Here is an 11,324-nt window from a genome sequence, read left to right on the forward strand (position 1 = left end):
GCAGCATCACCAATTTCAACACCTAAATCGCCACGAGCAACCATTACAGCGTCTGATGCTAAAACAATGTCATCTACGGCTTCTTGTGTTTCTACGGCTTCTGCACGTTCAATTTTTGCAAGTAGTTGTGCTTTAGAACCTGCAGCTTCTGCTAAAGAGCGTACATAACGCATATCATCGCCACTGCGTGGGAACGATACTGCAATGTAATCAACATCTATTTCAGCGGCAGTGATTAAATCTTCTTTGTCTTTTTCTGTAAACGCAGGGGCTGTTAAACCACCGCCTAAACGGTTAATGCCCTTATTATTTGATAATACACCACCTACGGTAACCGAGCAGTGCACCAAGTGACCTTCTACTTGCTCAACGGTTAGTTGAATAAGGCCATCGTTTAATAGTAATAAATCGCCAGGGCTTACATCTTGTGGTAATTCTTTGTAATCAATACCTACCGCGTTTACGTCGCCTTCACCTTTTTCCATTTTTGCATCTAGGGTGAATTTAGCGCCTACTTCAAGGTTTACTTTACCTTCTTTAAACGTTGAAACACGAATTTTAGGACCTTGAAGGTCTGCAAGGATAGCAACATGTTTACCTAATTTTGTGGCTATCTCGCGTACAGCTTGTGCACGGTCTTTATGATCTTGTGCAACACCATGTGAGAAGTTTAAACGTACTACATTAGCGCCAGCGCGAATAATTTTTTCTAGATTGTTATCTCGATCTGTTGCAGGCCCAAGTGTAGCGACTATTTTTGTGCGTCTTAGCATCAAATTCTCCTGTGTGCTTAGATGTGTAAGCAGGTTGACGGTTATTTTGTGACTTCAAAATACTTATAACTTATGTATAAACATTTTTAGTTATAGGCAAACTAGTTAGTATTGCCACTATTTTATACAAAACGAATATGTCATCATTATGACACCGGTGTCAAAATCCGTCAATGATCTTAAATTCAAAATACGCAGAGTATTTGTAACCGCACAGCCCTTATATTTGATACAATTGCAGTGCTTTTTAATAGCGTAATAAAAAAGCATGCTGTATTAGCTCAACGTTCGCATTTTATGACGGTATGAGTATAATGCACGCGGTATTATTTAATGAATTACTTAGTTTACTAACCAAATAGTTGTTACCGAGGAGGACACTAAATGCAAGTTGCATTAGTCGGGTTAGGCGTTATGGGCAAAAATATTGCCTTAAACATGATTGAAAAAGGCATAACGTTAGTCGCATATGATAAAAACCCACATGCGGGTGAAGAGTTATTAAGTTGTGCTAAATCGCAAGGCATGGCCGATAGACTTCATATTGTTTCTGATTTAGGAGACATGGTAAGGCGTTTAGAAGCACCTCGCTCTATTTTATTATTAGTGCCTGCAGGCGAACTGGTTGATGCTGTGTGTAATGAGCTTGTTGAAGCTGGCGTACAGTGTAACGATATGATTGTAGATTGTGGTAACAGTAACTACAAAGACGGCATTAATCGTAAACTTAAGTATCAAAACAAATTTGAATTTGCCACCATGGGTATTTCTGGCGGTGCCGAAGGCGCTCGTCATGGTCCTGCAATGATGGCAAGTGGCTCAGAAGGCGGTTGGGAGCGTATCGAACCGTGGTTTGAAAAAGTAGCCGCTAGCTACAATGGCGAGTCGTGTTTTGCACGCGTTGGTCAATCGGCCAGTGGCCATTTTGTAAAAATGGTTCACAACGGCATTGAATACGCAATTATGCAGCTTATTGCTGAAGTGTATCAACTACTTCGTATTGGCACAGGTCGCTCACCAAAAGAAGTGGCTGAAATTTTTGATGACTGGTCTACCGGTCACTTAAATAGCTACTTACTTGCTATTTCTAGCCATATTTTATCTCTTGAAAACACCAAGCAAGAACCGCTTGTTGATTTAATTGATAATAAAGTAGGCGCAAAAGGCACAGGCCTGTGGACTGCGCAAAATGCACTTGAACTGGGTATTGCTGTTCCTTCACTGGTTGCCGCGGTGCAAGCTCGCCACTTAACCAATGTATGTGACACCACCGCTGCACAAGAAATGACGTATGCCGCTAAAGCTACAAACAAGGTTGATATTGACCTTGAAGAGCTAAAAGATGCATTTACATTGGCGAGCTTATTAGCGTATCGCCAAGGTTTAGCGTTAATTAAAGGGGCATCTCGTACCCATCAGTGGAAAGTAGACTTGTCTAAAACGCTGCAAACATGGCGTGCGGGTTGTATTATTCGCGCTGACTACCTAGATAGCGTAGCGCAAGGCGTAGAATACATTGATACGCTTGAAAATGAATCTAATGCGCTTCGCAAAGTAACTGGGCAAGCTGTAATGACTGGCTTAGCGTTCCCTGTACTTGCATCAACACAAACGTATTTAGCCACATTAACCACACCAAGTAATGGGCATTTAGTACAAGCTCAGCGTGATTACTTTGGTGAGCATGGTATTAAAACTCACTCAGGTGAAGTGTGCCACTTAACTGACTTAGTGGGTATAGACGCGAAAGTAAGATAATTAACGCGTTTATAAATTAATAAAGGCACGCTATTTAGCGTGCCTTTTGCGTTTTGGTCACTAAAATTAGCGGCTTAATTCACCGCGTAAATTGTCTTGCATTAAATGGCGAATCGTTTCAATTTCTAGGTTTTGGCTAAACAAATAATGCAGCTTTGTTAAACACGCCTCTAGTGTCATATCGTAGCCACTTATTACACCTATATTTAATAACGCGTTACCCGTAGCGTAACCGCCCATATTTACATGGCCTTTTAAACACTGCGTTAAATTAACAATAACCATGCCGCGTTTACTTGCCTCACTTAGCACGTCTAAAAAGTCGGGGTCTTGTGGGGCATTACCTACGCCAAAGCTAAGCAATACTAGTGCTTTTATATTGTCATTCACCAAACTTTTAACCACGTCTTTACTAATGCCTGGGTATAAATAAAGTACACCAATTGGCTGAGGTGTAATGGTGGTTACCTGTAGTTCGTTTTCTACATAAGGGCTTAGCTGACCTTTAATTAGCTGAATATTAATTCCAGATAACGCTAAAGGCTCTAGGTTAGGAGATGCAAAAGCATTAAAACCATCGGCATGTGCTTTCGTGGCTCGGTTACCTCTAAATAATTGGTTATTAAAAAATAAGCTCACTTCAGCAATAGGGTAATTAGCCGCTAAAAACATGGCGTTTAATAAGTTAACTTGGCCGTCAGAGCGTAATTGCGATAAAGGAATTTGTGAGCCAGTAACAATAACGGGTTTAGTTAAGTTTTCGAACATGAACGACAGGGCAGAGGCTGTGTAAGCCATTGTATCGGTGCCATGAAGTACCACAAAACCATCGTAATCGTGGTATTTGCTTTTAATGTCATCAGCTATTAGTTGCCAATGCGCTGGCGACATATCTGATGAATCGATTAAAGGGCAGTACTCGTGAATATCAAAAAGGGGCATTTCTTCACGGTTAAATTCTGCGTTATTGACCACTGTTTCTGTTAAAAAACCTTCAGCCGGAATGTAGCCACGGCTCGATTTTTTCATACCTATGGTACCGCCAGTGTATGCGATATAAATGCGTTTACGTTTCATAAAAAAAGCCCAGTAAAAAAACTGGGCTTAGTATAACGTTAAGTTGTTTTAAATACAGCTGCTTGAGTAAATACGTGCACTTTTATTGTGCAACGCTACACTCTAAACAACGTGCGTATACACCCTGCGGATCGTTATAGTCTTTCAGATCAGCTACTTCACTACTTAGGCGCTTTATCACCGTATTAATATTAGCTTGAGTGGCTAAAACAGAGGCTGTATCTGTATTTAAGCCAAGCATAGATTTAACGGATGCACTGCCAAAAATATCTTGCAGCATTTTTTCTTGCGGGCTTAGGTCTTGCTTAATTGTTTTCACTTCGTAGTGATTAAGTTTTGCAAGTGCCGCTGCAGCATCAATCGCATCTTGTTTATCACCAAGCTTATCAACTAGGCCAAGCTCTTGTGCTTGTGAAGCAATCCACACACGCCCTTGTGCAATTTTATCAACTTGCTCTGGTGTCATATTGCGAGCATCAGCAACCACATCTATAAAGCGGCTATAAGCTTCTTCAACACTCATTTGAATAACTTGCGCCATTTTTTCATTAAGCGGGCGAGTAATAGAAAATCCAGCCATTTCTGACGTTGCAACACCATCTGAGTACACACCAATTTCAGATAAAGTATCTTCAAAAGTCATAAATGTACCAAACACACCAATAGAGCCGGTGATAGTACTTGGTGCTGCCCAAATTTCGTTAGCTGCTGAGGCAATCCAATAACCGCCAGATGCGGCAACTGAGCTCATTGATGCGATTACAGGTTTGCCTGCGGCTTTAAGTGCTAATACTTCAGCACGAATAACCTCAGAGGCAAACATGCTGCCGCCACCTGAATCAATACGTAAAACAACCGCTTTTACTTTATCATCAAGGCGTGCTTTGCGAAGTAGTGCTGCGGTAGAGTCACCGCCAATTTCACCTGCTTTGCGCTCACCATCAACAATCGTACCTTTAGCAACAACTACGGCAACTTTTTCTGTAATTGGGTTATCAAATTCGATAGGGGGCTTAACTAAGCTTAAGTATTCACGAAAAGACACTTGCTTAAATGTTTTACCGTCTTCTTGTGCGCCAACTAAATCAATGAGTTGTTGGCGAATTTGCTGAGTTGTTTTAAGCGAGTCGACCCATTGATGGTCAAGTGCATATTTACCTGCATCGCCATTTACAGCCTTCATTTTAGCAAGGTAAGCATCCATGGTTTCGTCAAAGTTCGATTCATCAAAAGGGCGAACTGCAGCAACATCTTGCTTATATTCGCTCCATAATGCACCAAGCCAAACACGGTTTGCTTCTTTAGCAGCATCAGACATATCGTTACGAATAAACGGCTCTACCGCCGACTTAAACGTACCGACACGGAAAATATGCTGCGTTACTTTAAGTTTTTCTAGTGCTTCTTTAAAGTAAAGTGGATACATTCCATAGCCTTCAATGGCTACCGAACCATAAGGATGCATTGCAATTTCATCGGCATGCGATGCAATATAATATTGCGATTGAGTGTAATAGTAGCCCGATGCAATCACTTTTTTACCCGCTTGCTTAAAGGCATCTAACGATTTAGTAATACGCTTTAGCTTATTTAGGTGGGCTTTCGGCATTTCTTGCAAATCTAGTAAGATAACGCTGATGCGGTCGTCATTAGTGGCTTCATCAATCACTTTGACTACATCATCAAGTAAAATTTCACTAGGTGCTTCTGAATTAGACGTAGCATCGTTAATGGCTGCTTCGACAGGGTCTATATATGTTTTTTCTTCCACAATAGGCCCATTAAGATTAAGCCTAAGTACAGAGCCATCTTCTATTATTATTGTATCGTCATCGCTTGATAGCGACATAAAAAATACAACAACCAGTAATAAAAACAAAATGTTGAGTATTAAACGACGAGAAAAGTTTATTCCAGCCCAAATACCTCTAAATACCTTTGCTATCAAAATAGCTCCTTAATTTGGTACAGCTAATACATTAGTTCCATCTTAGCCTAGAATAAAAATAATTTTAACTGCTAAATCGTAACGAAGTGTTTATGAGGTTACATAAATATACGTTTTTAATAGTATTTTTAATTAAATGCAGCCACATATTGCTTATTACTTGCCATTAAAGCAGAATTAGCTAATGTATACAGGTTAGACCAGTTAACGGGGCACAGGATGTTAGAACAACAATTACAATTAAAACACACACAATTACGAAACCGCTTGGTAATGGGCTCAATGCATACAGGCCTTGAAGAGGGCTGGCACAACCGCAAAAGGTTAAGCGCTTTTTACGAGGCGCGCGCTAAAGGCGGCACGGCCATGATCATTACCGGGGGCTACAGCCCTAACTTACGCGGTAAATTAACGCCTATTTCTTCATCATTTAACAGCTATTATGATGTATTTAAACACCGTGCATACACAGGCGCCGTTCATAAACATGGCGGAAAAATATGTTTGCAGCTTTTACATGCTGGTCGATACGCTTATCATCCGTTTAACCAGGCCCCGAGCGCTATTCAAGCGCCTATAAATCCATACAAACCTAAACAAATGTCGTTAGGCTCGATTAAAAAAACCATTAAAGACTTTGCGCACTCTGCCTATATGGCAGAAAAAGCAGGTTACGATGGTGTTGAAGTAATGGGCTCTGAAGGTTACTTAATTAATGAATTTATGGCGCCACACACCAATAAGCGCGATGACGAATTTGGTGGCAGCCTAGAAAATAGAATGCGATTAGCGCTTGAAATAGTTAAAGCCGTTAGGGCTAAAGTATCTGATACGTTTTTAATTATTTTTAGATTATCTGTTATGGACCTAATCCCGAATGGCTCAACCCCTGATGAAGTCACTATTCAGGCAAAAGCACTTGAGCAAGCCGGTGTGGATATTTTTAATACTGGCATTGGGTGGCATGAAGCACGCGTGCCAACAATCGCCAGTATGGTGCCTCCTGGAGCATTTAAAGAAGCTTCAAAACGATTAAAGTCAGTGGTGAATGTACCTGTTATAGCTGTAAACCGTATTAATACGCCGGATATAGCCAACCAAATCCTTAATGATAATGAAGCCGATTTAATTTCAATGGCGCGCCCTTTATTAGCCGATCCGGAGTTTTTTAACAAATATCAAAATCAGCAAACTAAACAAATAAATATTTGTATTGGCTGTAACCAAGGATGTTTAGACCACGTTTTTAAAAATAAACGTGCAACCTGTTTAGTTAACCCACAAGCCGCCTTTGAACTTGATTACCCGTTAGATAAAGCTTCTAAAGCTAAAAATGTATTAGTTGTTGGCGCGGGCCCTGCTGGGCTCTCGGCAAGTTGTTATTTGGCTGAAAAAGGGCACACAGTAACGCTTATCGATCAAAAAACACAAATGGGTGGCCAATTTAATCTAGCCATGCAAATTCCAGGTAAAGAAGACTTTAACCATACGCTTAGCTACTTTACTAATGAGCTTGAAAGGCTCAACGTAAATGTAGAGCTTGGTAGAGCATACGATGATGCAATGTTACAAAAATACGATGACATCGTATTTGCCACAGGTGTACGCCCGCGTGAAGCTGCAATTGAATGCGCAGACTCTAAGCGTGTATTTGCTTATGATGAAGTTATACGCGGTGAGGTCGAACTGGGCAAATCAATAGCCATTTTAGGTGCCGGCGGTATTGGCTTTGATATGGTTGCTTTTTTAAGTGAACATAAATCGCAATCTATTCCTGAGTTTAAAAAGCAGTGGGGTATTGAGTGCGAGGCAGAGCCGCACAAAGATGAGCGACAATTATACATGCTAAAACGCAGTGCAGGGCGCTTTGGTAGCGGGCTTGGAAAAACCACAGGCTGGATACATCGTCAAGTTGCTAAGCAACATGGTGTTAAACAAATTGCTGATTGCCAGTACCACAGTTTTGATAAAAACGGCCTTACAGTTACTGTTGCTGGAGAAAAACAAGTACTGCCGGTTGATACGGTTATTGCGTGTATAGGGCAGGTTTCTAATAATGAAGTGCTTGAGCAACACCGTGACAATGCAAAGGTACATGTTATTGGTGGCGCTAAATTAGCAGCAGCAATTGATGCAAAGCGTGCAATTTTTGAAGCGCTTCAAGTGGCCAGAGCCATTTAACAGTGTTAATAAAATGAAATAATTTACAGTACCCTCAGGTCTTGTGTGTATAGAGTTCATAACTTAATACACTGACAAAGCAGGCCACACATGAGTAAATTATTTCGTTTGTATAATAAAATCATGGGTAATCTATCGTATGCCGACGGATTACCTGCGTTACTTTTTCGCTTGATTTTAGCCCCCGTAATGATTATTGCGGGCTTTAATAAATTAGCCCTAAGTGGAGAAACCGACGGCTTTTTTAGCTATTTTCTTGCTGATGCAAGCGTTGTGCAATGGTTTGGCAATAGTGAATGGGGTTTAGGTTTACCATTTCCAGACTTACTTGCCTTTTTAGCAGGCTGGAGTGAATTTTTAGGTGGGTGGTTTTTACTCTTTGGGCTATTTACCCGCTTAGTAAGCATTCCGCTGATGTTTACAATGGTTGTGGCAGCAACAACAGTACATTGGCATAATGGTTGGTTTGCTATAGCGCCATCAAACCCTACAACCAGTTCAGCTCAAGTACTTGATTGGTTATCAATTCCAGGGGCTAAAGAAAGCCTTGAAAACTCACTAGAAGTACAAGAACGTATAGGTAAAATTAGGGGTATAGTTGAAGAGCACGGATTTACTGATTACTTATATGAAAAAGGGAAACCTTCCATAATAAATAACGGTATTGAATTTTCTGCTATTTATTTTGCCATGTTACTTAGCTTGTTTTTTGTAGGTGGCGGTCGCTTTGTTAGTGTTGATTATTGGCTCAGGCGTGCAGTAGTAAAAGAGTAGCAAACAAATTGGTTTAAAAAGGGCGTATAAATATTTTTTATACGCCCTTTTTGTTTGTAACGTGTGTTAAACGCATCGCGCCTCTCTCGGATTTATACAGTGGTATATGAATATTGTTTACGCAGTAATGGCGCTGTAATACGAAAGAATAAGTAGGGTTTTAATAAAATTGATAATTACGCAGAGTTTATTTTTTAAAGGCATAAATGGTACTCTAACGTTTTGAATTATGAGAGTACGCTATGGATGCTATTGAGCTTTTACTAACCCGCCAATCTGACGCTAAATTAACCGCCCCAGGGCCAAATTCAGAGCAGCTCGATATAATAAAGCAAGCCGCGTTACGGGTGCCTGATCACGGATGTATTGCGCCTTGGCAGTTTATTGTTGTTCAAGGTGATGCCCGCCATAAATTAGGTGAGATATACCATCAAAGCGCCGTTGCTGAGCAGCAAGAAGAAAAAGTGATTAAACGCGCAAAAGAGCTTGTGCTGCGCGCACCGATGATCATTATTGCTATTGCTAAGTATCAAGCCCATCCAAAAGTGCCGCGTATTGAGCAAGTACAAAGCGCCGGTTGCAGTGTACTTGCCATGCAACAAGCCGCATTTGCACAAGGTTTAGGTGGTGTATGGCGTACAGGGTATTTTGCACAAAGCACAGCAGTCAAAAATGCCCTTAATTTAGACGAGCAAGATGAAATTGTTGGGTATTTATATTTAGGCACCCCAGAGATTGAGTGCAAAAAGGCAGCTAAGCATAAACCAGATGATTACTTCACTTATTTATAATAAATAATGAACTATTGCAGTTCTGCGCAGTCATATAGCATTAAGGTTGCTGCTGTTAGGCTCGTCCTTTTTTGATTTAGCTGTGAGAAGCGCACGGAAGCAATATAGGTTAACTTTTTCTTCTTCAGTTTGTTTTTTAATCGGTTGTTTTTTGTTAAAGTATGGAAAGTCTTAATAAAAATAACGATAAAGAAGACGAAAACGATGGGAAATTTATTTTTACAAGAAAAAGAGAATTGGCTGGCATGGTCAATTTGGGGAATAGTGGGTGCTTTTATTACACTTTATGTGGCAATGAGCACGAATACTGCACATTTTATAGCTGGCTCTGCTATGGGAATGCTTGTTTTATTAACCTGGTGGATGCAGCAGTCTAAAAGGTTTGATTTTGGTCGGGCCTTTAAAATTTGTTTTTATGTGTTATTGCTTAGTGTATTACCAGCATTTTTATTTGTGGTTGTACCAAGTGATGATTTAAACCGTTTTGATTTAATATTTCAAAGCGTTACATTTTTAGCACTTAGTTTATTACTGTGCTTAATTTGTTCGTGGATTGCACGTAGGCCAAAGCAATATTATTAATAGGGCAATGAGCAATGTAGGTTTTTAGCTATTTGTGGTGGTTTTTTGAACCAAATGCTGTTTTTAGCTAATTATTTACATTTAGGTCTTTACAAGTTGCTCAATACCCCCTATTATTCGCGCCGTACGGAGAGATGGCAGAGTGGTCGAATGCACCGGTCTTGAAAACCGGCATAGGTTTGTAGCCTATCTAGGGTTCAAATCCCTATCTCTCCACCATTATTTAAAAAAACCGCCTTATGGGCGGTTTTTTGCTTTGTGGAGTTTAATAAATGTCAAAAGAAGCAAACCTTACAACATCGCAACGCTTAGTAAAGCATGTACTACTGTGGATTGTATTTGGCTACTGTTATCAAAGCGCGATTAATTTATTAATAAAAATGGCAGCAGATGCACAACCAGACGCAACGCTTATCACCGCCTTTGTGTATGGCATTGGCTTTAACGTATTAACTGCGCATCTTATTACTAAGTACGATACGCATTGGCCTGTCATTGGCGCAGCTTTTATTGCTTTAGTTGGTTTAGTATTAGTGCCATTGGTGCTGTTTGGCAGTGGCGGTTTACTAGCGTGGCCATTGCTTGTTGGATTTTTATTCAGTTTACCCCTTTGTAGCTACATAGTTGGCAAAATTAAGGTAAAACACAGTAAAAACTAGCCCCAAACCGGTTTTATTTTATGTTAGCATGTACGCGTCTTTTAACTAACAAAACGTGAAAAACACATTATGTCAGATAATTTTACTACAGATGCTGAAAAAGCAAGTTACGGTATTGGCTTACAAATGGGTGAGCAACTTAAGTCTAACCCTTTTGAAGGCTTAAACCTAAATTCAGTATTTGAAGGCATGAAAGATGCGTACGCTGGTAGCGCTTTTCAAGTTGAGATCCCTGAGATCCAAGCTGCATTTGAAAAAATTAACGAAGAGATCCAAGCGCGTCGTGAAGAAGAAGCAAAAGTACTTTCTGCTGAAGGTATTGCATTCTTAGAAGAAAACGCTAAGCGTCCTGAAATCACTGTTACCGAGTCTGGTTTACAATACGAAGTACTAGCAACAGGCGAAGGCGAAAAGCCAACTGCTGAGTCTACAGTACGTGTTGATTACCACGGTACATTAATTAACGGTACAGTATTTGATAGCTCTTACGAGCGCGGTCAACCAGCTGAATTCCCAGTAGGTGGCGTGATCAAAGGTTGGACTGAAGCTTTACAAATGATGCCAGTTGGCACTAAATGGCGTATTTACGTTCCTCATGAGCTTGCTTATGGTGAACGTGGTGCAGGTGCTGCAATTGCACCTTTCTCAACGCTTGTATTTGACGTTGAGCTACACGAAATCCTTTCTTAATTTAGTTATTAAGTCAGTATTTAAAAAGCCGTGGTCTTGACCGCGGCTTTTTTGTGTCTTGTGGTTTTATAGCAAGCTTTAAAAACGTTAA

Annotated in this window: 10 protein-coding genes and 1 tRNA gene; 8 read left to right on the top strand and 3 right to left on the bottom strand. The window is 40.4% G+C overall.

Annotated elements, in window-relative coordinates; all coding sequences use genetic code 11:
* Positions 1-773, bottom strand: a 773-nt coding sequence (locus tag B2R65_RS00350; RefSeq protein ID WP_286739987.1) for a pyruvate kinase, incomplete at its 3' end; no start/stop codon positions are given.
* A 384-nt stretch (positions 774-1,157) separates the two neighbouring features.
* Here B2R65_RS00350 and gndA point away from each other — a divergent pair.
* Positions 1,158-2,531, top strand: coding sequence for an NADP-dependent phosphogluconate dehydrogenase (gene gndA, locus B2R65_RS00355; RefSeq protein ID WP_024034078.1), 1,374 nt, complete (start codon positions 1,158-1,160; stop codon positions 2,529-2,531).
* A gap of 66 nt (positions 2,532-2,597) precedes the next feature.
* Here the strand turns inward: gndA and ansA are convergent, their stop codons facing one another.
* Both ansA and sppA read right to left on the bottom strand, forming a co-directional pair.
* Positions 2,598-3,608 carry an asparaginase gene (gene ansA, locus B2R65_RS00360; protein ID WP_024034079.1) on the bottom strand — a complete coding sequence of 337 codons (1,011 nt, stop codon included), beginning with the start codon at positions 3,606-3,608 and terminating at the stop codon, positions 2,598-2,600.
* A gap of 82 nt (positions 3,609-3,690) precedes the next feature.
* Positions 3,691-5,556: a signal peptide peptidase SppA gene (gene sppA / locus B2R65_RS00365; protein WP_286739992.1), complete on the bottom strand. Its 1,866-nt coding sequence runs from the start codon at positions 5,554-5,556 to the stop codon at positions 3,691-3,693.
* A 219-nt stretch (positions 5,557-5,775) separates the two neighbouring features.
* Here sppA and B2R65_RS00370 point away from each other — a divergent pair, with 219 nt between their 5' ends.
* The 7 genes from B2R65_RS00370 to B2R65_RS00400 all read left to right on the top strand — a co-directional run bounded on the left by B2R65_RS00370 (position 5,776) and on the right by B2R65_RS00400 (position 11,233).
* Positions 5,776-7,737 carry an oxidoreductase gene (locus tag B2R65_RS00370; RefSeq protein ID WP_286739994.1) on the top strand — a complete coding sequence of 654 codons (1,962 nt, stop codon included), beginning with the start codon at positions 5,776-5,778 and terminating at the stop codon, positions 7,735-7,737.
* A 90-nt stretch (positions 7,738-7,827) separates the two neighbouring features.
* Entirely contained in the window at positions 7,828-8,511 is a 684-nt protein-coding gene (locus B2R65_RS00375) for an HvfX family Cu-binding RiPP maturation protein (RefSeq protein ID WP_055253459.1), read from the top strand.
* A gap of 242 nt (positions 8,512-8,753) precedes the next feature.
* A complete protein-coding gene (locus B2R65_RS00380) occupies positions 8,754-9,302 on the top strand; it encodes an NAD(P)H nitroreductase (protein WP_004587853.1) in 549 nt (182 codons plus the stop codon).
* 204 nt (positions 9,303-9,506) lie between these two features.
* Positions 9,507-9,884 carry a hypothetical protein gene (locus B2R65_RS00385; RefSeq protein WP_024034084.1) on the top strand — a complete coding sequence of 126 codons (378 nt, stop codon included), beginning with the start codon at positions 9,507-9,509 and terminating at the stop codon, positions 9,882-9,884.
* A 128-nt stretch (positions 9,885-10,012) separates the two neighbouring features.
* Positions 10,013-10,103, top strand: a tRNA-Ser gene (locus B2R65_RS00390).
* A 53-nt stretch (positions 10,104-10,156) separates the two neighbouring features.
* Entirely contained in the window at positions 10,157-10,543 is a 387-nt protein-coding gene (locus B2R65_RS00395) for a hypothetical protein (RefSeq protein WP_029772511.1), read from the top strand.
* A 69-nt stretch (positions 10,544-10,612) separates the two neighbouring features.
* The gene (locus B2R65_RS00400) at positions 10,613-11,233 is read left to right on the top strand and encodes a BamJ family beta-barrel-assembly machinery protein (RefSeq protein WP_004587856.1); all 621 of its coding nucleotides are present in this window, start codon (positions 10,613-10,615) and stop codon (positions 11,231-11,233) included.
* Positions 11,234-11,324: the final 91 nt, after the last annotated feature.

The sequence above is a fragment of the Pseudoalteromonas sp. UBA2102 genome (assembly GCF_002331165.1).
Lineage (GTDB): Bacteria > Pseudomonadota > Gammaproteobacteria > Enterobacterales > Alteromonadaceae > Pseudoalteromonas > Pseudoalteromonas atlantica.